21 protein-coding genes and 1 pseudogene are annotated in these 23719 nt (G+C 68.5%); 16 read left to right on the top strand and 6 right to left on the bottom strand.

The features are described from left to right. Nucleotides 1-14: 14 nt before the first annotated feature. Nucleotides 15-2174 (bottom strand): ATP-binding protein, encoded by a 2160-nt coding sequence (locus ACWDEW_RS35525; protein WP_450518468.1) that lies wholly within the window; start codon nucleotides 2172-2174, stop codon nucleotides 15-17. Nucleotides 2175-2326: 152 nt separating this feature from the next. Here ACWDEW_RS35525 and ACWDEW_RS35520 point away from each other — a divergent pair, with 152 nt between their 5' ends. The 7 genes and pseudogenes from ACWDEW_RS35520 to ACWDEW_RS35490 form a co-directional block, all read left to right on the top strand. Further along, nucleotides 2327-2773 (top strand): DUF948 domain-containing protein, encoded by a 447-nt coding sequence (locus ACWDEW_RS35520; RefSeq protein WP_450518466.1) that lies wholly within the window; start codon nucleotides 2327-2329, stop codon nucleotides 2771-2773. 7 nt (nucleotides 2774-2780) lie between these two features. After that, nucleotides 2781-3131: a hypothetical protein gene (locus tag ACWDEW_RS35515; RefSeq protein WP_381257109.1), complete on the top strand. Its 351-nt coding sequence runs from the start codon at nucleotides 2781-2783 to the stop codon at nucleotides 3129-3131. Beyond that, nucleotides 3131-5803, top strand: a complete 2673-nt coding sequence (alaS, locus tag ACWDEW_RS35510) for an alanine--tRNA ligase (RefSeq protein ID WP_450518463.1) — start codon at nucleotides 3131-3133, stop codon at nucleotides 5801-5803. Before ACWDEW_RS35515 ends, alaS begins: the two co-directional genes overlap by 1 nt. A gap of 15 nt (nucleotides 5804-5818) precedes the next feature. Then, the gene (gene ruvX / locus ACWDEW_RS35505) at nucleotides 5819-6283 is read left to right on the top strand and encodes a Holliday junction resolvase RuvX (RefSeq protein WP_450518461.1); all 465 of its coding nucleotides are present in this window, start codon (nucleotides 5819-5821) and stop codon (nucleotides 6281-6283) included. A 122-nt stretch (nucleotides 6284-6405) separates the two neighbouring features. Continuing rightward, nucleotides 6406-8220, top strand: coding sequence for an endolytic transglycosylase MltG (gene mltG / locus ACWDEW_RS35500; protein ID WP_450518459.1), 1815 nt, complete (start codon nucleotides 6406-6408; stop codon nucleotides 8218-8220). Continuing rightward, on the top strand, nucleotides 8201-9040 hold the full coding sequence (locus ACWDEW_RS35495; protein WP_450518457.1) for a shikimate dehydrogenase: 840 nt from the start codon (nucleotides 8201-8203) through the stop codon (nucleotides 9038-9040). Before mltG ends, ACWDEW_RS35495 begins: the two co-directional genes overlap by 20 nt. Before the next feature lie 88 nt (nucleotides 9041-9128). Continuing rightward, a pseudogene (locus tag ACWDEW_RS35490) lies at nucleotides 9129-9445 on the top strand (chorismate synthase); the annotation flags it as partial. A 184-nt stretch (nucleotides 9446-9629) separates the two neighbouring features. Here ACWDEW_RS35490 and ACWDEW_RS35485 read toward each other — a convergent pair. The 4 genes from ACWDEW_RS35485 to ACWDEW_RS35470 form a co-directional block, all read right to left on the bottom strand. Next, nucleotides 9630-10400, bottom strand: a complete 771-nt coding sequence (locus ACWDEW_RS35485) for a hypothetical protein (RefSeq protein ID WP_450518455.1) — start codon at nucleotides 10398-10400, stop codon at nucleotides 9630-9632. Next, nucleotides 10397-10888 (bottom strand): hypothetical protein, encoded by a 492-nt coding sequence (locus ACWDEW_RS35480; RefSeq protein WP_450518454.1) that lies wholly within the window; start codon nucleotides 10886-10888, stop codon nucleotides 10397-10399. Before ACWDEW_RS35480 ends, ACWDEW_RS35485 begins: the two co-directional genes overlap by 4 nt. Nucleotides 10889-10893: 5 nt before the next feature. Then, entirely contained in the window at nucleotides 10894-13128 is a 2235-nt protein-coding gene (locus ACWDEW_RS35475) for a glycoside hydrolase domain-containing protein (RefSeq protein WP_450518453.1), read from the bottom strand. A 337-nt stretch (nucleotides 13129-13465) separates the two neighbouring features. After that, complete coding sequence (locus ACWDEW_RS35470) at nucleotides 13466-13885, bottom strand: hypothetical protein (protein ID WP_450518452.1); 420 nt, start codon at nucleotides 13883-13885, stop codon at nucleotides 13466-13468. Between the two features lie 1174 nt (nucleotides 13886-15059). Here ACWDEW_RS35470 and aroC point away from each other — a divergent pair. The 7 genes from aroC (at nucleotide 15060) to nusB (ending at nucleotide 21139) form a co-directional block, all read left to right on the top strand. Further along, complete coding sequence (aroC, locus tag ACWDEW_RS35465) at nucleotides 15060-16244, top strand: chorismate synthase (RefSeq protein ID WP_450518450.1); 1185 nt, start codon at nucleotides 15060-15062, stop codon at nucleotides 16242-16244. Next, nucleotides 16241-16759, top strand: coding sequence for a shikimate kinase (locus ACWDEW_RS35460; protein WP_450518449.1), 519 nt, complete (start codon nucleotides 16241-16243; stop codon nucleotides 16757-16759). The genes aroC and ACWDEW_RS35460 overlap by 4 nt, the downstream gene beginning before the upstream one ends. Beyond that, nucleotides 16756-17847, top strand: coding sequence for a 3-dehydroquinate synthase (aroB, locus tag ACWDEW_RS35455; protein ID WP_450518447.1), 1092 nt, complete (start codon nucleotides 16756-16758; stop codon nucleotides 17845-17847). Before ACWDEW_RS35460 ends, aroB begins: the two co-directional genes overlap by 4 nt. Before the next feature lie 166 nt (nucleotides 17848-18013). Further along, complete coding sequence (locus ACWDEW_RS35450; RefSeq protein WP_450518445.1) at nucleotides 18014-18826, top strand: Pro-rich N-terminal domain-containing protein; 813 nt, start codon at nucleotides 18014-18016, stop codon at nucleotides 18824-18826. Nucleotides 18827-18968: 142 nt separating this feature from the next. Beyond that, nucleotides 18969-20075: an aminopeptidase P family protein gene (locus ACWDEW_RS35445; RefSeq protein WP_450518443.1), complete on the top strand. Its 1107-nt coding sequence runs from the start codon at nucleotides 18969-18971 to the stop codon at nucleotides 20073-20075. A 60-nt stretch (nucleotides 20076-20135) separates the two neighbouring features. Then, nucleotides 20136-20702, top strand: a complete 567-nt coding sequence (gene efp, locus ACWDEW_RS35440; RefSeq protein ID WP_019066394.1) for an elongation factor P — start codon at nucleotides 20136-20138, stop codon at nucleotides 20700-20702. A 2-nt stretch (nucleotides 20703-20704) separates the two neighbouring features. Beyond that, entirely contained in the window at nucleotides 20705-21139 is a 435-nt protein-coding gene (nusB, locus tag ACWDEW_RS35435; RefSeq protein WP_019066395.1) for a transcription antitermination factor NusB, read from the top strand. 167 nt (nucleotides 21140-21306) lie between these two features. On the opposite strand, the gene bldD is transcribed toward nusB, so the two are convergent. Further along, on the bottom strand, nucleotides 21307-21807 hold the full coding sequence (bldD, locus tag ACWDEW_RS35430) for a transcriptional regulator BldD (protein ID WP_019059743.1): 501 nt from the start codon (nucleotides 21805-21807) through the stop codon (nucleotides 21307-21309). 253 nt (nucleotides 21808-22060) lie between these two features. On the opposite strand from bldD, the gene pyrR reads away from it, so the two are divergent. Both pyrR and ACWDEW_RS35420 read left to right on the top strand, forming a co-directional pair. Then, entirely contained in the window at nucleotides 22061-22624 is a 564-nt protein-coding gene (pyrR, locus tag ACWDEW_RS35425; RefSeq protein WP_019066396.1) for a bifunctional pyr operon transcriptional regulator/uracil phosphoribosyltransferase PyrR, read from the top strand. 117 nt (nucleotides 22625-22741) lie between these two features. After that, entirely contained in the window at nucleotides 22742-23719 is a 978-nt protein-coding gene (locus tag ACWDEW_RS35420) for an aspartate carbamoyltransferase catalytic subunit (protein WP_200685905.1), read from the top strand.

Genomic DNA, 23719 nt, shown 5'->3' with positions numbered 1-23719 from the left:
CACCACCCTTCGCGTCAGCCCGCCGTCTCCCCGCCCTGGGTGGGCGAGGCGGCGGGCTTTCGCATGTCCACGCCCATCGGAGCGTGCCGTACGGGCCCACGCGGCAGCGGTACGGCGTCGAGGGCCTGCCGCGGCCCCAGCGCCCGTGCCACGGCGGCCTCCCGGCCGAGCCGCGCACCCTCGCGTACGCGCTCCTCGTACGGCCCGTCGCCCAGCCGCTCCCGGGCCATCGCCTCGCACAGTTCGTGCGGGGCGTTGTAGTACGCCGAACCGAACAGCGGCAGTCCCACTGACGGCCACATCCCGCCCGCCGCGCCCTGCAGCAGCGCGGCCTCGGCGGCGTCGCCCTCCGCCGCCGTGACGAGGGCGAGCAGTTCGACCGCCAGCACCGAGCCCAGCAGATCGCGGAAACCGTGCGCGCTGCCCAGACAGTCCGCCAACAGGTCGCGCGCGAGCGGGAGTCGGCCCTCGCTCCAGGCGACGTAGGCCAGGACGTACAGCGCGTAGGAACGGGTCCAGCGCTCGCCGTGGTCCTCGCACACCCGCCGTACGTCCTCGCACAGCTTCACCGCGTCGGCCAGGTCGCCCTGGAAGGCCCGGGCCATGGCCAGCTCGACCTGTCCCATCAGGACGTTGCTGTTCAGCTCGCCGATCTGCTGGTAACGGTCGAGAGCCGAGCGCAGCAGGGTCTCCGCGCGCGGCATGTCGTCGGTGACCAGCGCCAGGCAGCCGGTGCGGTGTTCGGCGTAGGCCACCGCTGTGGGATTCGCCGTGTGGTCGGCCTCCTCGCGGCACTCCTGGAGCGCGGCCAGCGCGGGCACGGTGTCGCCCTGGAGGATCGCCACATAGCCGAGCACCCACAGGGCCTTGAGCCGCGACTGGTCGTTGGCGGAGTCGAGCTGAACGGCCTGCTCCAGCCAGTGCCGGCCCTCCGAGAGCCGTCCGCAGCCCGCCCAGTAGAACCACAGGGAGCCCGCCAGGTACTGGCCCAGATGCGTCTGGTCCGGCTCGGTCAGGCAGTACTCCAGGGCACCGCGCAGATTCGGCAGCTCCGCCTCGACCCGCGCGGCGACCTCGCCCTGGCGCGGCGAGAACCAGTCGAGCTCGCACCAGGTGGCCAGCCCCAGATACCAGTCGCGGTGCCTGCGCCGCAGCCGGGCCGCGTCCCCGGTCGCCTCCAGCCAGTCGGCGCCGTAGGCCCGGATCGTGTCGAGCATCCGGTAGCGCACACCCGTCGGTGTCAACTCGCGGACGATCACGGACTGCGCGAGCAGTTCGGACAGCACGTCGAGGACACCGTCCGAGGGCAGTCCGTCGCCGCCGCAGACGTACTCGGCGGCCTCAAGGTCGAAGCGCCCGGCGAACACCGAGAGCCGCGCCCACAGCAACCGCTCATCGGGGGTGCACAGTTCATGGCTCCAGCCGATCGCCGTCCGCAGTGTCTGATGCCGGGGCAACGCGTCCCTGCGCCCACCGGCCAGCAGCCGGAACCGGTCGTCGAACCGCGCCAGCAACTCCCCGGGCGACAGGGCCCGCAGCCGCCCCGCCGCCAGTTCGACGGCGAGCGGAATCCCGTCCAGCCGCCGGCACAACTCCCGTACGTCCGCGTCCTCTTCGCCGAGGACGACCCCCTGCTGCTCGGCACGCGCGGCCAGCAGCTCCACCGCCTCGCCCTCGCCCAAGGGGGCCAGCGCCACCACCCGCTCGCCCGCCAGCTCCAACGGCCGCCGCCCCACCGCCAGTACGCGCAGCCCCGGCACCCGTCCCACCAACTCGGCGACCAGTGGCGCACACACCTCCACCAGATGCTCGAACCCGTCCAGCACCAACAGGAGTTGACGCTCCGCCAGATGCGCGAGCAGCGCCTCACGCGGCAACCGCGTGGTGTGATCCGTCAGCCCCAGCGCCTCCACGACCGCGAAGTCCACGAGTTCCGGATCGCGCACCGGTGCCAGCTCCACCCGCCACACGCCGTCCGGGGGAGCGGACCGGGCCGCCGCGTGGGCCGCGAGCCGGGACTTGCCGACTCCGCCGGGCCCGGTCACCGTGACCAGACGCGAGGCGTCGAGCGCCCGCGCCAGTTCGGTGAGTTCGGCCGAGCGGCCCACGAACCGGTCGGGTTCGAGGGGCAGATTGCCGTCCGCGGTGGCGTCACCGCCATGGGAAGCTCGCATGGAACACGGAGCGTACTGAACCGTATTCAGTCCGTACAATCGCTTCACCCAACTCCACTGCGCGCGGGGCGGGAATGCGGTACGGAGCGCCATCCCCGGCGCGATAGGCTCGGGACCAGTTATCTACAGGTGTTTGTGAGAGAGGGTGTCAGGTGTCCGGTGGAGAGGTGGCCGGGATCCTGGTGGCCGTCTTCTGGGCGATCCTGGTCTCCTTCCTCGCCGTCGCACTGGTGAGGCTGGCCCAGACGCTCAAGGCGACCACCAAGCTCGTCGCGGACGTCACCGACCAGGCCGTCCCGCTCCTGGCTGACGCCTCCGCGGCGGTACGTTCGGCGCAGACCCAGATCGACCGGGTCGACGCGATCGCCTCCGACGTCCAGGAAGTCACGTCGAACGCCTCCGCCCTGTCCACCACCGTCGCCTCCACCTTCGGCGGCCCCCTCGTCAAGGTCGCGGCCTTCGGCTACGGCGTCCGCCGGGCCCTGGGCGGCCGGCGCGAGAACGTGCCCGCGCCGTCCGGGCCGTCCCGTCGTACGGTGATCGTGGGCCGTACCGTTCCGGCCGGACGGCGGGGCAAACGCACCCGGAAGAAGGACTGACCGAGCGATGTTCCGCCGTACGTTCTGGTTCGGCACGGGCGTGGCCGCCGGTGTCTGGGCGACCACCAAGGTCAATCGCAAGCTGAAGCAGCTGACCCCCGAGCACCTCGCCGTCTCCGCGGCCAACAAGGCGCTCGAAGCCGGGCACCGGCTCAAGGACAGCGCGGTGGGCTTCGCGCTCGACGTCCGCGCGGGCATGGCCCAGCGCGAGGCCGAACTCGGCGACGCACTGGGGATCAACGCCCCGGTCGACCCCGAACTCCCCGCCCCCAGGCAGCACATCGCCATCGAGAACCGCAGCAACCCGAAGTTCGTCGACAGGACGACGTACTCGTACAACCGGAATGAGGACCACTGATGGAGTCGGCTGAAATCCGCCGCCGCTGGCTGAGCTTCTACGAGGAGCGCGGCCACACCGTTGTCCCCTCGGCGTCGCTCATCGCGGACGACCCGACTCTGCTCCTGGTCCCCGCCGGCATGGTCCCCTTCAAGCCGTACTTCCTGGGCGAGGTCAAGCCGCCGTGGCCGCGCGCCACCAGCGTGCAGAAGTGCGTGCGCACACCCGACATCGAAGAGGTCGGCAAGACCACCCGGCACGGCACGTTCTTCCAGATGTGCGGCAACTTCTCCTTCGGCGACTACTTCAAGGAAGGTGCCATCACCTACGCCTGGGAGCTGCTCACCTCGCCCCAGGACAAGGGTGGTTACGGCCTCGACCCCGAGCGCCTGTGGATCACGGTCTACCTCGACGACGACGAGGCCGAGACCATCTGGCGCGACAAGATCGGCGTCCCGGCCGAGCGCATCCAGCGCCTCGGCAAGAAGGACAACTACTGGTCGATGGGCGTCCCCGGACCCTGCGGCCCGTGCTCCGAGATCAATTACGACCGCGGCCCCGAGTTCGGTGTCGAGGGCGGCCCGGCCGTCAACGACGAGCGGTACGTGGAGATCTGGAACCTGGTCTTCATGCAGTACGAGCGCGGCGAGGGCATCGGCAAGGAGGACTTCGAGATCCTCGGCGAGCTGCCCAGCAAGAACATCGACACGGGCCTCGGCCTGGAGCGCCTGGCGATGATTCTCCAGGGCGTGCAGAACATGTACGAGATCGACACCTCCATGGCCGTCATCAAGAAGGCCACCGAGCTGACCGGTGTCGAGTACGGCGACTCGCACGAGTCCGACGTCTCCCTCCGCGTGGTCACGGACCACATGCGGACGTCCGTGATGCTCATCGGCGACGGTGTGACCCCCGGCAACGAGGGCCGCGGCTACGTCCTGCGCCGGATCATGCGCCGAGCCATCCGCAACATGCGACTGCTCGGCGCCACCGGCCTCGTCGTCAAGGACCTCATCGACACGGTCATCGCGATGATGGGCCAGCAGTACCCGGAACTCGTCACCGACCGGCAGCGCATCGAGACCGTCGCCCTCGCCGAGGAGGCCGCCTTCGTCAAGACGCTGAAGGCCGGCACCAACATCCTCGACACGGCCATCGCCGACACGAAGGAGTCCGGCGGCAAGGTCCTCGCCGGCGACAAGGCGTTCCTGCTCCACGACACCTGGGGCTTCCCGATCGACCTCACCCTCGAAATGGCCGCCGAACAGGGCCTTTCCGTGGACGAGGACGGCTTCCGCCGCCTGATGAAGCAGCAGCGCGACCAGGCCAAGGCCGACGCCCAGGCCAAGAAGACCGGCCACGCCGGCGTCGGCGCCTACCGCGCCATCGCCGACCAGGCCGGCGAGACGGACTTCATCGGCTACTCGGACACCGTGGGCGAGTCCACCATCGTCGGCATCCTCGTCGACGGCGTCTCCTCCCCGGCCGCCACCGAGGGCGACGAGGTCGAGATCGTCCTCGACCGCACCCCCTTCTACGCCGAGGGCGGCGGACAGATCGGCGACACCGGCCGCATCAAGGTCGAGTCCGGTGCCGTGATCGAGATCCGCGACTGCCAGAAGCCGGTCCCGGGCGTCTACGTCCACAAGGGCGTCGTCCAGTTCGGCGAGGTCACCGTCGGCGCCAAGGCCGAGGCCTCGATCGACGTCCGCCGACGTACCGCCATCGCCCGCGCCCACTCGGCCACCCACCTCACCCACCAGGCGCTGCGCGACGCCCTCGGTCCGACGGCCGCGCAGGCCGGTTCCGAGAACCAGCCGGGCCGCTTCCGCTTCGACTTCGGTTCGCCGTCCGCGGTTCCGACCGCCGTGATGACCGACGTCGAGCAGAAGATCAACGAGGTGCTCGCCCGCGACCTGGACGTGCACGCCGAGATCCTCAGCCTGGACGAGGCCAAGAAGCAGGGCGCCATCGCCGAGTTCGGCGAGAAGTACGGCGAGCGGGTCCGTGTCGTGACCATCGGCGACTTCTCCAAGGAGCTGTGCGGCGGCACCCACGTCCACAACACCTCCCAGCTCGGCCTGGTGAAGCTGCTCGGCGAGTCGTCGATCGGCTCCGGAGTCCGCCGTATCGAAGCGCTCGTCGGTGTCGACGCCTACAACTTCCTCGCCCGTGAGCACACGGTCGTCGCCCAGCTCCAGGAGCTGATCAAGGGGCGCCCGGAGGAGCTTCCGGAGAAGGTCTCCGCCATGCTCGGCAAGCTGAAGGACGCCGAGAAGGAGATCGAGAAGTTCCGCGCCGAGAAGGTGCTGCAGGCCGCCGCCGGTCTCGTCGAGTCGGCCAAGGACGTGCACGGCATCGCCGTCGTCACCGGCCAGGTCCCGGACGGTACGACCCCGGACGACCTGCGCAAGCTGGTCCTCGACGTGCGCGGCCGTATCCAGGGCGGACGGGCCGCCGTGGTCGCCCTCTTCACGGTCAACAACGGCAAGCCGCTCACCGTCATCGCCACCAACGAGGCCGCCCGCGAACGCGGCCTCAAGGCCGGTGACCTGGTGCGCGCCGCCGCCAAGACCCTCGGCGGCGGCGGTGGCGGCAAGCCGGACGTCGCCCAGGGCGGTGGCCAGAACCCGGCCGCCGTCGGCGAGGCCGTCGACGCCGTCGAGCGCCTCGTCGCCGACACGGCGAAGTAAGAAGCGGTCGAGAGTATGCGAAGAGGACGTCGGCTCGCGCTCGACGTCGGGGACGCCCGCATCGGGGTCGCCTCGTGCGACCCCGACGGGATCCTCGCCACTCCCGTCGAGACGGTCCCCGGCCGCGACATCCCGGCGGCCCACCGCCGGCTGAAGCAGCTCGTCGAGGAGTACGAACCGGTCGAAGTCGTCGTCGGCCTCCCTCGCTCCCTCAAGGGCGGCGAGGGACCGGCCGCAGTGAAGGTCCGGGCCTTCGCCCAGGAGCTGGCCAGGGGCATCACCCCGGTACCGGTCAGACTGTTGGACGAACGGATGACCACAGTGACGGCCAGTCAGGGACTGCGCGCCTCGGGCGTCACCTCCAAGAAGGGCCGCTCGGTCATCGACCAGGCCGCCGCCGTCATCATCCTTCAGCAGGCGTTGGAATCCGAACGGGTGTCAGGTAAACCACCCGGCGAGGGCGTCGAAGTGGTCATCTGATCGCGATACGGTAACGTTCCGCGCGATGCGATGGTGTTCGAACAGCCATGGCACAGCAAGAGGCGGGACGGGAGCCGGAGCCCCAAGCGCCGCGACCGCCGCCTCGCGGCTCTAGGGGATCGATGACTGAGTATGGCCGGGGCCCAGGCTCCGAACCGTGGCATCCGGAGGACCCGTTGTTCGGGGACATCGGATGGGAAGGCCAGCAGGCCCACGTGGGCCAGCAGTCCTCCTACGACGGCCAGCAGCAGCACTATCCGGAACAGCCGCAGCAGCCGCAGCAGTACGGCGACTGGGGTCACGGCCAGCAGGCCGACTACGGTCAGGCGCAGCAGCAGTACCAGGTCTACGACGAACAGGGCCACCCGCAGTACCCCGATCAGCACCAGCAGTACAACGACCAGCAGCAGTACGCCGATCAGGGGCATCAGCAGTACGCCGGTCAGCAGCAGCCGTACAACGACCAGCAGCAGTACGCCGATCAGAGCCATCAGCAGTACGTCGGTCAGCAGCAGCAGTACCAGCAGGGCGGCTCGGACGGCACCCACCCGCACGCCCAGGTCCCCTACGCCGCCGACCCCGGTGACCCGTACGGGCAGCAGGCCGCCGCCTACGGCGAACAGCAGCCCGATTTCTACGGCACACCCGACGCGTTCCCGCCGCCGGAGCCGCCCGGCAAGCGCCGCACGGAACCCGAACCGGAGAAGACCGACTGGGATCCGGGACCCGATGAAGGCGAACACGCGTTCTTCGCGGGGGGCGGCGACGACGATGACGAGGTCGACGACGAGCCGGAGGACGGCCGCCGACGCGGCAAGGGCAAGGGCGGCAAAGGCAAGGGCAAAGGCGGCAAGGAGAAGAAGCGCCGCAACGGCTGCGCCTGCCTGGTCGTCGTCCTGGTGTTCGGCGGCGGTCTCGCCGGCGTCGGCTATTTCGGCTGGCACTTCTACCAGAACCGTTTCGGCTCGGCGCCGGACTACGCGGGCGACGGCACCGGTTCGGTGAGCGTCACCATCCCCAAGGGCGCCTTCGGCTCGGACATCGGGCAGAAGCTGAAGGAGGCGGGCGTCGTCAAGAGCGTCGACGCGTTCGTCGCCGCCCAGTCGCAGAATCCCGACGGGAAGAAGATCCAGGCGGGCGTCTTTCTGCTCAAGGAGCACATGTCCGCCGAAAGTGCCGTAAAGCTGATGCTCGACCCCAAGAGCCAGAGCAATTTTATCGTTCCTCCAGGCTGGCGCACCACGAAGATCTACTCCGAACTCGATAAGCAACTCGGTCTTTCCGGCGGCACCACGAAAAAGGTGGCGAAAGCCGACTGGAAGAGTTTCGGACTGCCGAGCTGGGCGAACGACAACAAGGACATCAAGGACCCACTGGAAGGATTCCTCTACCCGGGCACTTATGGCGTCGCAAAGGGTATGAAGCCCGAGTCGGTCCTCAAGCAGATGGTCTCCCAGGCCAACGAGGCCTACGACAAGTACGACCTCGCGGGCAAGGCGAAGGCGTTCAATCTCGCGAGTCCGCTGCAGGTCATCACGGTCGCGAGCCTCGTCCAGGCTGAAGGAAAGACGCACGACGACTTCCGCAAGATGGCCGAAGTGGTCTACAACCGCCTCAAGACCACGAACACCGAAACAAACCGGTATCTGCAGTTCGACTCGACCTTCAATTACCTGAAGGGTCAGAGCAACATCCACATCAGCGAGTCCGAGATCAACAGCAACAAGGACCCGTACAACACCTACACCCAAAAGGGCCTGCCGCCCGGACCGATCGACAACCCCGGTGCCGAGGCTCTGGCGGCGGCACTGAATCCGACCCGCGACGGCTGGATCTACTTCGTGGCGACCGACGGTCAGAACAAGACCGAATTCGCCAAGACGTACGCCGAATTCCAGCGACTCAAGGAAGAGTTCAATGCCAGCACGGGCAACTGACGCCCGCCGGGCCGCCGTACTCGGTTCACCCATCGCCCACTCCCTCTCCCCGGTGCTGCATCGCGCGGCATACGGGGAGCTGGGGTTGGACGGCTGGTCGTACGACCGCTTCGAGGTCGACGAGGCCGGTCTGCCGGGGTTCTTCGAGAACCTCGGACCGGAGTGGGCGGGGCTGTCCCTGACGATGCCGCTGAAGCGGGCCGTCATACCGCTGCTCGACGAGATCAGCGAGACAGCGGCGTCGGTGGACGCGGTCAACACGGTGGTGTTCACCGAGGACGGCCGCAGTGTCGGCGACAACACCGACATCCCCGGCATGGTCGCCGCCCTCCATGAACACGGCATCGAACAGGTCGACTCGGCCGCGATCCTGGGCGCGGGCGCCACGGCTTCCTCCGCGCTGGCCGCCCTCTCCCGGATCTGCACCGGCGAGGTCGTCGCCTACGTCCGCAGCGAGGCCCGCGCCGCCGAGATGCGCCAATGGGGCGAGCGGCTCGACGTGGAGGTCCGTACGGCGGACTGGGCCGACGCGGCGCAGGGCCTGCGCGCCCCCCTGGTCTTCGCGACCACCCCGGCCGGCACCACGGACGCCCTCTCCTCCGCCGTACCGGAGCGCCCCGCCACCCTCTTCGACGTCCTGTACGAACCCTGGCCGACTGCTCTCGCGGCCCGCTGGTCCGGGTACGGCGGCGCGGTCGTCAGCGGTCTGGACTTGCTGGTCCACCAGGCTGTTCTCCAGGTCGAGCAGATGACCGGACGCAAGCCGGCTCCGCTGGCCGTCATGCGCCGGGCGGGCGAGGCCGCGCTCGCGGCCCGTTGACGTCCATCGCCATCGTCAGCCGGCGTCCGCCATCGCGTCCGCCTGCTGTACCTGAGTAAGGATCACTGCCCGGACGTGGGAGCCGCGACTCAGCCTCGGCTTCCTGGTCGCCGTCAAGGTCGGCGACACCGAGTGCGACTCGGTCACGCCCGCCGACCGATCCCCGCGGACGTCTTCGACGGCCTCGCCCGCAACGTCCCCTCACTCGGCCCCGCCGACCTCGTCGGCACGCAGAAGTACGGCTTCGACGAGGCCCGGCCGATCCTGGAGCGCGCCTCCGCCCGCGAGACCGAGGCCGGCGTCGTCCGCTCGTACCTGGAGGAGACCGCTGGCATCGAGGTCGTCGCGCACATTGTCGAACTGGCCGTGGCGAAGGCCCCGTACGGCGTCTACCCCCAGCCCTCGACGTCGAATGGCCGCAGCTCTCTTCCGAGCGATGCCTCGCGGGTGGTCGGGGCGGTCACGGTCTCCTCCCTCCACTGACGCCAGAGAGATGGTGCGGTATGCCTCTGACGAGTACGAGGCCACCGGGACCGACGAGGGCTGCCGATGTTCTGCACCCCTAGGCAGGACGTGGAGACTGCGGCTGCTACATGTACCGTGCTGCGTTTCGGCGCCGGGACGGCAGAGACGTATCGACGAGGACGCCGGCACCGGCACCGGGGGTCTCGTTCCAGGTGCGGATCTTGGTTGCAACACTTGTCAGGCGTGGGTTGCCGGGGCCCAGGTCCAGGTAGAACAGTGCCTCGTAGGGGCGACGGTCGTGGCCGCCCCAGCGGACGATGCCCTCGGTGTCGGCGAGGATGTCTCGGATAACTTCTTCCTGGTCCGCGGTGAAGTTGCCATGCGTGTTCGGTGGGTAGGAGTCGGGACGGATCGTGACGGCGGTGCCGGATGCCTGGTTCGACTCGGGCAGTCGGCTGTCGCGAACCTCCGACGGCTTGATCCAGCCGCGGAGCGGGCGTGGTTCATGCGGGAAAAGGGCGTCGACCTCGTAGTGGAAGCGGCGGATAACGTGCACCAGCACGGTCTCCACGTCCCCGGCGCGGAGCGCAACGCTCAGTCCCGTGCCGGGCACCGCGCGAGTGACCAGTTCGCTGTCGGCGTCGACGGCCTGGTGCATCTCCCAGCGGTTCGCGGAGGGGCGGCCGGTGAGGGTGCGGTCCTGCCGTGCGCGGAACTTGCGCAGGGCTTCCTTGAGATGTGCCGAGTCGACGGGCGGCGGCGGGGTGCCGACGGTGTCGGCAGCGTACGCCGGGGAGGAGAAAACGCCCGCTCCGGTGGTGACCAGCGCGGTGGTCGCAGCCAGGCCGGCGCCCCGGACGATGAGTCTGCGACGGGGTACGGCGGAGAAGTTCACGTCACTAGTTCCTTTCTCGGAGAAATGCGGCCCTTTGAGCGGAGCGCCAGGGCCCAACCAACGCCGGCTCCCAGAGCGAGCAGGAGAAGAACGGCGACGGCGGGGTTGAGGAAGGCGGGCACGACGAGGTCGAAGGTACGGCCGTCGGTGAGGTGGCAGACGACCTGTAACGGGACGAGGTCTCCATCGACTTTGGCCAGCCGGACGCCTTTCACCACGTCCTCGCCGGTGACGCATGACTTGCCGCTTTCTCCGCCGTAGCGGAACGCGATGTCCAGGCAGCCGAAGGTGTAGAGGGCGAGGGCCGCGGTGGCGAAGAACAGGGAGGTGTCACGCCAGCGGGTGGCGAGGGTGGCTTGCCGGCGCCGTTGGGAGGTGAGGGAGGCCGCCAGGAAGACGAGGAGGCCGACCACGGCGATCGGGCCTCCCCAGATGAGGGCGGTATGGAGCACACCGCCCGCTCCCGAGAATGGCTCTGACTTGGTCATGGTGCTCAGTTTCCGCGCAATGCCGCGTTGTACTTCTCGAAAATGGCGTACAGCGGCTCGCGCAGGTGTGCGTCGCTCTCTGCCTGGTCCCCGAACCCCTGGTAACGGCGCAGCAGTTGGTAGATCTCGTCCTGGGTGTAGTCGAGGGTTAGGGGACGCATGAGGGTCTCGGCGTGGTCGTCGCCGGGCTTGCCGGCGGCGCCCCAGATGTGCATGTGCGGGACCGTGCTGATGTTGAAGACGTTGTCCTGATTCAGTCGCGTCCACATGGCGAAGCGCTGGGCCTCATCGGTGGCGTCCTGGGGGTAGTCGTCGAGGATCCCGGCGCTTATCGAGTTGTTGCGGGCCAGGATGCCGGTGCGTCCGGAGATTTTGCCGATGCCCGTGCTGCTGTCGACTAGTCGGTCGACTTTGGGGAGGTCCTTGCCCCATTCCGGCAGCGCGCCGGTGTGGTACAGAACCACTCCTGCGTCCTGCACCAGATCCTTGTAGGTGTAGTGGCAGAACTCCCAGTAGGCGGAGGTCTGGATTAGGGCCTTGCGCATGCGATAGCGGCGGGCCGAGGAGGTGATGACGGAGTCGAGCACGATGATCTGCTCCAGGCACTCCTCCCTGGTGTACATCGACGTCGCGGTGTTGCCGCGGCCGATGGAGTCCATGTAGGTCTCGGTCTCCTGGAGCAGGGCGCTCCAGAGGTCCAGGCTGAAACCAACGTCGAGAGTCTGGGCCGGGGTGGGGTGGAAGTCGCCTTGGCCTGTGTCCAGGCCGGAGGCGATGTTGTTGTCTATCTCGATCAGGCCGCTTCCCGATCCGACGGAGACGGTCGCGATTTGGTCGAACGCCCAGTTGGCGGGCATCGGATAGCCGAGGTTGCCGGAGAAGCCTGTCGACATGTCGGAGACGAAGGAGACCAGGGCGTAGCCGGCGGCACCGACGCGAGAGCAGATGTTGCGGGGGCCGTAGACCCCTATTTGGTAGGGGCTGCCCTGTGCGGTCATTCTGTTTCTGATGGCTTGGAAGTACGGCAGGACGCGTGAGGTCACTTCGTCGTCGACGGCGTCGTAGTCGACCGCGAAGTAGATACGGGTGCCGTCCTTGAAGCCGAAACCGTCGGCGGCGGCGATGGCCACGAGGCAGTCGATGCTGCCCTGCTCGGGGGTATAGTAGTCCGCCGACCGGGCGTAGGTCTGGTAAATAGGGAAACAGCGCAGCCCGTTCGCCTTGATTGTGGCGAGCTCGCCGGGCTGGATCGCCTTTTCCGGCAGGGAGGTGGTGCTCGGGTTGTACAGGTAACGGCCTACGTATTTGTAGCCCGCGTCCTTTAACGCCTGTGCACGAGCCGGGGTGATCATGGTGACGCCATCGCAGGCGGAGCCTTTGCGGCTGGGGTCGCCCGTCGACACAAGGAGCGACGCCCAGGTGGCGAAGTCGCCGACGCCGGTGACCGGGAGCTTCACGAAGTCCTGGAACCAGTTGACGGAGTCGGTCACCGTCGACGTGAAGTTGCCGAACGGCACGCTGTAATCGTTGAGGATCATGGCGGCGGTGAACAGTTGCGCCCAGGTGCCGGCCGTGCCGACGGCGACGGTGTGGCTCCTGAGGCCGGTCTGGGTGCCCGGGCCGAAGACACCGTTGGCGGTGCCGTCCGCCATCCCGAGTTCGTACTGGATGGCGTACAGCAGGGACTTGGCGACGTCCCGGGAGTTGTGGCCGTCGCAGGGGACGATGTAGAAGTCGGCCCGGTTGACGTAACGGCCGTTCAGCCACTGCTGGATTTCGCGGATGCTGGTACTGCCGTTATTGACGGTGACGTAGGCGTCCATGTTCAACAGACCCTTGAACACTTTGGGTTCCAGGCTGCTGCCGGGGTAGGCGCCTGAGACACCCATGTCGGCCTTGAGAGAGGCGACGGAGGCGGCGACACGGGAGCTGTAGAGGCCGTCGATGGAGCCGCCGTCGTAGCCCTTGCAGTAGAGGGCGGACTGAACGATCCGGCAGAAGTCGGCGGACGGCACGGTCGAAGCGTTGATGCTCGGATACTTCGACTTGAGCGTCGAGAGCGTGGTGGGACCGAAGCTGTTCGACAACGCGCTGATGCCCAGTTCGTACTGTAGGGCCCGGGTCAGGGCGTACATGGTGTTCCAGCCGGTCTTACCGTCCTCGGTGACGGTCATGCCGATCTTGCTGCCGTACGTCTGATTAACGAACTTCTGGGCGTTGAGTACCATCTCGTCAGCCATTAAGTTTTTTCGTGCTCCTCTAGTAGCCACGGAGTGCGGAAGCAAGGAGAGACTGCGGCGTGAGAGTGGGGAATTCAGGCGGCGCCTGAGATCCACCCCCGTTGGATCCGTCCTTGTTTGTGGAAGGGGGCAAATTTCGCCGGTTCAGCGATATCCGAGTCGGCGTTCACCGGCTGTGATGCGCGCTTGCTGTGGACCGGAGATGCGCCGTTTTTTCGGTCCGTTGATTCCGGTGCAGGATTCATCAAGGATGGAGTTGCAGAACCGTATAATAGGTGAGCGAACCTCTGGCCTCGATGTCAGGGGCTCGCCCACCTCGTCGATTCGGCTCGCGTAATTACCAGCAGGTCTCGCTGCTCAGCTGGGTATTTCCCTCAAAGTTCCCGACCTGGACTCCGATTGCATACATTCCATCAGGGTCTTTGGCGTAAGTGTTCCATGTGTAACCGGAGCCAGCCCCGTCGTAGTAGGCGTGCCACGGCCAGTAGTGCTTGTCTCCCGAGTAGTATTCAGTCACCAATCTGATCTGCGGATGGTGTCCGTCGGCCGATACATCGGAAAGTGCCAGGCTTATTTCTACTTCGCCAGTTGTGCCTACCTTGAAGCCGCTCCAATTCAATTGTCCGAAGGTTCCACTGGGATAGCATTCGATATAGCCGCTTGAGCTTGTTGCCGCTTGGGCCTGACCGCCGGCGCCAATAGAAAAGGCGATAGCAAGGCCCACGCTCAGTCCTATTCCCGAAATTTGCCTGCGCATTACTGATCTCCTCCTGTGATTGTAGAATGCACGAATGTCTTCGCTGGTGTTGATCAGAATAAGGGGATCCCTCGCGGTCAAGGCAAGGCTTCGTAATGATTTTGGCCGGATTGTGTGCCCATCCATGGTCAGTCTTGGCCATTCATCTGGGCGTCGGCGTGAGGTGATCGGTCGGGGTGATATAGAGATAGTAATTCGTCCCGGTTTCGCTCATCGAAGGGTGGTGGGCGGTGGGATGCAGTCAGTAGAGGGTGGGCGGAGCGTCGTTTCAGGCGTCGGGGAACTGCAGCTGTCCACCGATGGCAAGAGTCTATTAGTGCTATTTGGTCTTCTTCTCGTATATTTTGTGCCCGGGTTCGTACTTGGGGTGGATGGATTTGCGGCGCGCGATTATCCGCATTCCTTCCGACCGTTCACATTGAGCACGTTGGTGATCTCGACGATGTCGGGGTCCCGGCGAGGCCTGCCCCTACGATGCAGGGCCGAGGTCCAGGCGCAGGCCGGAACCTCGGCCGCGGCCTCCCGGGAGTCGTGTCGAAGACCGCCTACACGCCTTACCGAGTGCTGTACCGCGCCTCGTGTATCGAACTGGGCCTGCCGAGCCGGTCGTACGACCCGCTCGGCGTGGACGAGGCAGGGTTGCCCGGCTTAGTCGTCGGCTCAGGACCGAGTAGGCCGGGTTGGTGCAAACCGTCGAACGAGCGTGCGCCGCCGAGCTGAGCGCGTGGGACGAGTTCCTCGGCGCCTCCTTGCGAACCGCCGACTGGGCGCACGCGGCGGAGCGCTTGTGCCCTGCTTGCTTTCGCCGCCACCCCGGCGATATCACCGACGACCTCGCCGCCAAGAAGCCATAGCCCCGGCCACCCTCCTCGGTGTTCTGTACGAACCGTGCCTGACAGAGTTGGCTGCCCGTTGGGCGGTGTACGGCGGCGCGGTCGTCGGTGGCCCGGACCTTCTTGTCCACCAGGCCGTTCTCAAGGTCGAGCAGATGAGCGGACACCAAGCCCGCCGGTGTTTGCCACCGCGTCCGCCTGCTGGACCTGCGCAAGGATCACTGCCCGGACGTGGGAGGATCGAGGGCGGCGGGCCAGGGCCGCGCACCGGTTCCGCCGTGGCTGTACGTGAAGAGGCGTACGGGAGGCAGCACCAGAGCGCGAGCACTTGAGGAGCACCGTTGAGCAGGTTGCGCTGGCTGACCGCGGGGGAGTCCCACGGTCCCGCACTCGTGGCGACGTTGGAGGGCCTTCCCGCCGGCGTCCCGATCACCACGGAGATGGTCGCGGACCACCTGGCCCGGCGCCGGCTCGGCTATGGGCGCGGTGCGCGCATGAAGTTCGAGCGCGACGAGGTCACCTTCCTCGGCGGTGTCCGCCACGGCCTCACCCTCGGCTCCCCGGTCGCCATCATGGTCGGCAACACCGAGTGGCCCAAGTGGGAGCAGGTCATGGCGGCCGACCCGGTCGACCCGGAGATCCTTGCCGGGCTGGCCCGCAACGCCCCGCTGACCCGCCCGCGCCCCGGCCACGCCGACCTCGCCGGCATGCAGAAGTACGGCTTCGACGAGGCCCGCCCGATCCTGGAGCGCGCCTCCGCACGCGAGACCGCGGCGCGCGTCGCGCTGGGCGCGGTGGCCCGGTCGTACATCAAGGAGACGGCCGGCATCGAGATCGTCTCGCACGTCGTCGAGCTCGCCTCCGCGAAGGCCCCGCAGGGCGTCCTGCCCACCCCGGCCGACGTCGAGAAGCTGGACGCCGACCCCGTGCGGTGCCTGGACGCGGACGCGTCGAAGGCGATGGTCGCGGAGATCGACCAGGCCCACAAGGACGGCGACACCCTGGGCGGTGTGGTCGAGATCCTGGCCTACGGCGTCCCCGTCGGCCTCGGCTCGCACGTGCACTGGGACCGCAAGCTGGACGCCCGCCTGGCCGGCGCCCTCATGGGCATCCAGGCGATCAAGGGCGTCGAGATCGGCGACGGCTTCGAGCTGGCGCGCGTGCCGGGCTCCAAGGCCCACGACGAGATCGTCAACACGGACGAGGGCATCCGGCGTGTCTCCGGCCGCTCCGGCGGCACCGAGGGCGGCCTGTCCACCGGTGAACTGCTGCGGGTGCGCGCCGCGATGAAGCCCATCGCCACCGTGCCGCGCGCGCTGCAGACCGTCGACGTCGTCACCGGGGAGGCCACGCAGGCCCACCACCAGCGCTCCGACGTCTCCGCGGTTCCGGCCGCCGGCATCGTCGCCGAGGCGATGGTCGCGCTCGTCCTCGCGGACGCCGTGGCGGAGAAGTTCGGCGGCGACAGCGTGCCCGAGACCCGACGCAACGTCCGCTCGTACCTCGAAAACCTGGCCATCCGGTGACCGCGACCCCGCTGGTCGTCCTGGTCGGTCCCATGGGCGTCGGCAAGTCGACGGTCGGACAGCAGCTCGCCGAGCGGCTCGGTGTCGGCTACCGGGACACCGACGACGACATCGTGGCCGCCGAGGGCCGCTCCATCGCGGAGATCTTCGTCGACGAGGGCGAGCCCGTCTTCCGCGCGATCGAGAAGCGCGCCGTGCACCAGGCGCTCGCCGGGCACGACGGTGTCCTGGCGCTCGGCGGCGGCTCGATCCTCGACGAGGACACGCGCGCGCTGCTCGCCGCGCACCGGGTCGTCTACCTCTCGATGGACGTGGACGAAGCCGTCAAGCGCACCGGCCTCAACGCGGCCCGCCCGCTGCTCGCCATCAACCCGCGCAAGCAGTGGCGCGAACTGATGGAAGCCAGGCGCCACTTGTACGCCGAGGTCGCGCAGGCCGTCGTCCCCACGGACGGCCGCACCCCCGAGGACGTCACCCAAGCCGTCCTGGACGCACTGGAGTTGAAGGAAGCATGAGCGAGTCAGTGACGCGGATCCAGGTCGGCGGCACGGCGGGCAGCGACCCGTACGAGGTCCTGGTGGGCCGTCAACTCCTGGGCGAACTGGGTGGGTTGGTCGGTGACCGGGCCAAGCGGGTCGCCGTCGTCCACCCCGAGGCGCTTGCCGAGACGGGTGACGCGCTGCGCGCCGACCTGGCCGGGCAGGGCTTCGAGGCCGTCGCCATCCAGGTGCCGAACGCGGAGGAGGCCAAGACCGCCGAGGTCGCCGCCTACTGCTGGAAGGCGCTGGGCCAGTCCGGTTTCACGCGCTCCGACGTCATCGTGGGCGTCGGCGGCGGCTCCACCACCGACCTGGCCGGATTCGTCGCCGCGACCTGGCTGCGCGGGGTCCGCTGGATCGCCGTACCGACCACCGTGCTGGCCATGGTGGACGCGGCGGTCGGCGGCAAGACCGGCATCAACACCGCCGAGGGCAAGAACCTGGTGGGCTCCTTCCACCCGCCGGCCGGTGTGCTCTGCGACCTCGCCGCGCTGGACTCGCTCCCGGTCAACGACTACGTCTCCGGGCTCGCCGAGATCATCAAGGCCGGCTTCATCGCCGACCCGGTGATCCTCGAACTCATCGAGTCCGACCCGGAGGCCGCCCGTACCCCGGCCGGACCGCACACCGCCGAACTGATCGAGCGCTCCATCAAGGTCAAGGCCGAGGTCGTCTCCGCCGACCTCAAGGAGTCGGGCCTGCGCGAGATCCTCAACTACGGCCACACCCTCGCGCACGCCATCGAGAAGAACGAGCGCTACAAGTGGCGCCACGGCGCCGCAGTGGCCGTGGGCATGCACTTCGCGGCCGAACTGGGCCGCCTCGCGGGCCGGTTGGACGACGCGACGGCCGACCGCCACCGCACGGTCCTCGAATCCGTCGGCCTCCCGCTCAGCTACCGTTACGACCAGTGGCCCAAGCTCCTGGAGACCATGAAGGTCGACAAGAAGTCCCGCGGCGACCTGCTCCGCTTCATCGTCCTCGACGGCCTCGCCAAACCCACCGTCCTGGAGGGCCCCGACCCGGCCGTCCTCCTCGCCGCGTACGGCGAAGTGGGCGACTAGGTCCCGCCGGGCCCCATCCACCCGATTTGCCTTGCGGGGATGGGCACTTCGGCCCCTCCCCGGCCGTTCACCAAATGGCGGCCGGGGAAGGTACCGTTCGGTAGGGAGCGGGGGGTTCGGGCCCGCTGCCAGCGCCAATCGCCGTAAGAAATTGGAGTGGCACCGGATGCAGCACGCAGTGGGGTCTCCGCTGCCGCCGCCCCACCAGCCGGGGCAGGGACCGGCCGCCGGTTGGATGCCGACGGGACAGCACCCGGGCCCGCAGCATCCGGGTTCGGTGCCCCCACCGCCGGCGGCCCCACCGATGCCGTACACGATTCCGCGTCACGTGCCGGACACCACCGGCCATGTCCAGCTGCCGCCCGGCGGCCCCGTGGTCATGCCGAGCACACCTCCCGCCCAGGCCGTGCCCGACCCGACCTCCACCACCCTCGCGGTGCTGCTCATCGGCCCCGCCGGCGCGGGCAAGACGAGCGTCGCCCAGTACTGGGCCGACCACCGCCGGGTCCCCACGGCCCACATCAGCCTCGACGACGTCCGCGAATGGGTCCGCTCCGGTTTCGCCGACCCCCAGTCCGGCTGGAACGACCACTCCGAGGCGCAGTACCGCCTGGCCCGCCGCACCTGCGGCTTCGCCGCCCGGAACTTCCTCGCCAACGGCATCTCCTGCATCCTCGACGACGCGGTCTTCCCCGACCGCCCGGTCGTCGGCCTCGGCGGCTGGAAGCGCCACGTCGGCCCCGGCCTCCTCCCCGTCGTCCTCCTCCCGGGCCTCGAAATAGTCCTGGAGCGCAACGCGAAACGCTCCGGCAACCGCCGTCTCACCGACGAGGAGGTCGCCCGCATCCACGGCCGCATGGCCGGCTGGTACGGCTCCGGCCTCCCGATCATCGACAACTCCCAGATGGACGTACAGCAGACGGCCCAGGTACTCAACGACGTGCTCGCACGCTCGATAGCGAGCCCGCCGAGCTGGTAATCGCCGGGAAGGTGTCCCACTTAAGGGGCGCGGGGAACTGCGCGACCTGCCCCCACCGGCCGGTAGCCGAAACTCACGTGCCGTCCCCCGAACGGCACCCTCCCGACCGGCACAATCCGGCCACCGCTCCTACGCTCGTCTCATGTCAGAGGTCTACGCAGCCCGCAGAGCCAGGCTGAGGGAACGCGCCCAAGCCGGCGGCAGCCAATCCGCCCTGGTCACCCACCCGGCCAACGTGCGTTACCTGGCCGGCCCCGCCCCGCAGGGCACGGTCCTGCTCCTCGGCAGGCGCGAAGACGCACTGGTCTGCGCGAGCCCACTGGACGAGCGTCCCGCGGAGGGGCGCCCGGACGAGACCCTGCGCATCCACACGCTCCCCCGCCCCGGTGGCGACCCCGCCGTAGCCGCCGCGGACCTCGCGGGAGCGGACGGCGCCGAATCCATGGCCGTGGAAGAGCACCACCTCACCGTGACCCGCCACCGAGCCCTCCGCTCGGTCGCCCCCACGCTCCGCCTCACCGACATCGGCGGCGCGGCGGAACAGCTGCGGGTCATCAAGGACGAGGAGGAGATCTCCTGTCTGAGAATCGCCGCCGAGATCGCCGACCAGGCCCTCGGCGAGCTGCTGGAGTCGATCCTCGTCGGCCGTACCGAACGCCATCTCGCCCTCGAACTGGAGCGACGGCTCGTGGACCACGGCGCGGACGGCCCCGCCTTCGCCACGTCCGTCGCGACCGGCCCGCACTCCGGCCGGCGCGGTCACCGGCCGACCGACCGCCGGGTGGAGGAAGGAGATTTCCTCTCCGTCTGCCTCGGCGCCACCTATCGCGGCTACCGCTGCGAGATCGGCCGTACCTTCGTCATCGGCACCTCGCCCGCCGACTGGCAGATCGAGCTCTACGACCTCGTCTTCGCCGCCCAGCGCGCCGCACGGGAGTCCCTGAGCCCCGGCGCGGCCTACCGCGATGTGGACCGCGCGGCCCGCCAGGTGCTGGACTCCGCGGGGTACTCGGAGGGCCTCGCAGCCCTCACCGGCCACGGTGTCGGACTCGAAATCGACGAGGAGCCGCAGCTGGCCCCCGCGGCCATGGGTAAACTGGACGCTTGCGTGCCGGTCACCGTCGAACCGGGGGTCCACCTCCCGGGCCGGGGCGGTGTCCGGATCGATGACACGCTCGTCGTACGCCCTGAGGCGGACGGCGGACCCGAGCTACTCACCATCACGACCAAGGAACTGCTCGCGCTGTAGCTTTTCGAGCTGTGCGCGTGCCCCGGGGTCGTCCACGTCAGTCCAGGAGATTCCGCAACCGTGGCTTCCACGAACGACCTCAAGAACGGCCTGGTGCTCAAGCTCGAAGGCGGCCAGCTCTGGTCCGTCGTCGAGTTCCAGCACGTCAAGCCCGGCAAGGGCCCTGCCTTCGTGCGCACCAAGCTCAAGAACGTGCTCTCCGGCAAGGTCGTCGACAAGACGTTCAACGCCGGCGTCAAGGTCGAGACGGCCACTGTCGACAAGCGCGACATGCAGTTCTCGTACATGGACGGCGAGTACTTCGTCTTCATGGACATGGAGACCTACGACCAGCTCATGGTCGACCGCAAGGCCGTCGGCGACGCCGCCAACTTCCTGATCGAGGGCTTCACCGCCACGGTCGCCCAGCACGAGGGCGAGGTGCTCTTCGTCGAGCTGCCGGCCGCCGTCGAGCTGACCATCCAGGAGACCGAGCCCGGCGTCCAGGGCGACCGCTCGACCGGTGGCACCAAGCCCGCCACCCTGGAGACCGGCTACCAGATCCAGGTCCCGCTCTTCATCACCACCGGTGAGAAGATCAAGGTCGACACCCGTTCGAGCGACTACCTCGGCCGGGTGAACAGCTAACCGTGGCTGCCCGCAATACGGCCCGCAAGCGCGCCTTCCAGATCCTCTTCGAGGGCGACCAGCGCGGAGTCGGCGTCCAGACCGTTCTCGCGGACTGGATCCGGCTCTCCCGGGACGACACCCGGCAGCCGCCGGTCAGCGAGTACACGATGGAGCTGGTCGAGGGGTACGCGCAGCACGCGCGCCGCATCGACGAGCTCATCGCGCAGTACTCGGTCGGCTGGACGCTGGACCGCATGCCCGTGGTGGACCGCAACATCCTGCGCCTCGGCGCCTACGAGCTGATCTGGGCCGACGAGACCCCGGACGCCGTCGTCCTCGACGAGATGGTGCAACTGGCCAAGGAGTTCTCGACGGACGAGTCGCCCTCATTCGTGAACGGCCTGCTGGGCCGCTTCAAGGACCTGAAGCCCTCGCTGCGCCGGGACGAGGCGTAAGCAGTACGCGAGCGAAACGCCGGAGGGCCCGCAGCGACATCGCTGTGGGCCCTCCGGCGTTCCCGTACCCGTGGGGCCCCTGAGGCCCGCAGAAAGCCGCCGGGGTGGCCGGAACCGTGAAGTTCCGGCCACCCCGGCGGCACGTTTCTGCTGAGACGGGGAGCGGCTCAGTTCTCCTCGTGGGAAACCGCGCGACGCGCGTCCGCGTCCAGCACGCCCCAGCTGATCAGCTGCTCGGTGAGGACCGAGGGCGACTGGTCGTAGATGACGGCGAGTGTGCGCAGGTCGTCCTGGCGGATCGAGAGCACCTTGCCGTTGTAGTCACCGCGCTGGGACTGGATCGTCGCCGCGTACCGCTGCAGCGGGCCGGCCTTCTCGGCGGGCACGTGGGCCAGCCGCTCCAGGTCCAGCACCAGTTTCGGCGGCGGCTCGGCGGCCCCGCCCGGCGTGGTGCCCGGCAGCAGCTCCTGCACCGGAACCCCGTAGAAGTCCGCCAGCTCGGCAAGGCGTTGCACGGTGACGGCACGGTCGCCGCGCTCGTACGACCCGACCACGACCGCCTTCCAGCGTCCCTGGGACTTCTCCTCGACACCGTGGAGGGAAAGGCCCTGCTGGGTGCGGATGGCCCGGAGCTTGGCCCCGAGCTGTTTGGCGTATTCGCTGGACATATAGCTCCCCGGACACTGTGTCGACGCGGCAACAGTGTTTCCGCGCCGCGCGGCTGGTAACTCACTGTGAGGTTACGCAGCGTTACACTTCCGCGTCAAGCCGAATGGTCCGCACCGGCACTTCCGTGGTAGCGGTGGCCGATTACTCCATAGGGGTGATCAGGGACGTCGTCCCGGCCTGCTACCGTGGATGGCGCAAATCCGACGTCCTTTAAGGTCCGTCCCGTGAGGCGGAGAAGGAGGTCCGTTTCTTATGGACACTCAGCAGTACGAGTCCGATGCCCGGCCGGTTCTCGAAGCCCCCGACATCGCGCGGGTCCTGACCCGCATCGCCCACGAGATCGTCGAGCGCGCCAAGGGCGCGGACGACGTGGTGCTCCTCGGCATTCCGACCCGGGGCGTCTTCCTCGCCCAGCGGCTCGCCGTCAAGCTGGAGGAGATCACCGACCGCAAGATCCCGGTCGGCTCCCTCGACATCACGATGTACCGCGACGACCTGCGCATGCACCCGCCGCGCGCGCTGGCCCGCACCGACATCCCCGGTGACGGCATCGACGGCCGTCTCGTCGTCCTCGTCGACGACGTGCTCTTCTCCGGCCGCACCATCCGCGCCGCCCTGGACGCCCTGAACGACATCGGGCGCCCCCGCGCGGTGCAGCTCGCGGTCCTGGTCGACAGAGGCCACCGCGAACTGCCCATCCGCGCCGACTACGTCGGCAAGAACCTCCCCACGTCGCTGCGGGAGACGGTCAAGGTCCAGCTCGCCGAGGAGGACGGTCGCGACACCGTGCTGCTCGGCGCCAAGCAGACCCCGTAGCGGACGTACGCCGTGCCCCCGTGGCACGCCACGCCTCCGCATGCCCGGCTGTGCTTTCTGGGGGACGCCCCCAGACCCCCGGTCCGCAAACCTGAACTGCCTTACGGAGCCTGACAGATGCAGCGTCATCTCATCTCGGCCGCCGACCTCTCCCGCGACGACGCCGTCCTGATCCTCGACACCGCCGAGGAGATGGCCCGGGTCGCCGACCGGCCGATCAAGAAACTGCCGACCCTGCGCGGCCGTACCGTCGTCAACCTCTTCTTCGAGGACTCCACGCGCACGCGGATCTCCTTCGAAGCCGCCGAGAAGCGCCTCTCCGCCGACGTCATCAACTTCACCGCCAAGGGGTCGAGCGTCTCCAAGGGCGAGTCCCTGAAGGACACCGCGCAGACCCTGGAGGCCATGGGCGTCGACGCGGTCGTCATCCGGCACGGCGCCTCCGGAGCGCCCTACCGGCTCGCCACCTCCGGGTGGATCGACGCGGCCGTCATCAACGCCGGTGACGGCACCCACCAGCACCCGACGCAGGCCCTGCTCGACGCGTTCACCATGCGCCGCCGCCTCGTCGGCCGCGACGCAGGGCTCGGCCAGGACCTGGCCGGCAAGCGGATCACCCTGGTCGGCGACATCCTGCACAGCCGCGTCGCCCGCTCGAACGTCGACCTGCTGCACACCCTCGGCGCCGAGGTCACCCTCGTCGCCCCGCCCACCCTGGTGCCGGTCGGCGTCGAGGCGTGGCCCTGCGAGGTGTCGTACGACCTCGACAGCACGCTCTCCAAGTCCGACGCGGTGATGCTGCTGCGCGTGCAGCGCGAGCGCATGAACGCCGCGTTCTTCCCGACCGAGCGCGAGTACTCGCGGCGCTACGGCCTCGACGGCGACCGCATGGCGAAGATGCCCGAGCACGCGATCGTGATGCACCCGGGGCCGATGGTCCGGGGCATGGAGATCACGGCCGAGGTCGCCGACTCGGACCGCTGCACCGTCGTCGAGCAGGTCGCAAACGGAGTCTCCATCCGGATGGCCGTGCTCTATCTGCTTCTGGGCGGCAACGAACCCGCCGTCAGCCACGCCCGCATCGAGGAGAAGTAA

The organism is Streptomyces sp. NPDC001100, from assembly GCF_053598575.1.
The sequence above is the reverse complement of the archived record's forward strand: the minus strand, read 5'-3'. Positions and strand labels throughout refer to the sequence as shown.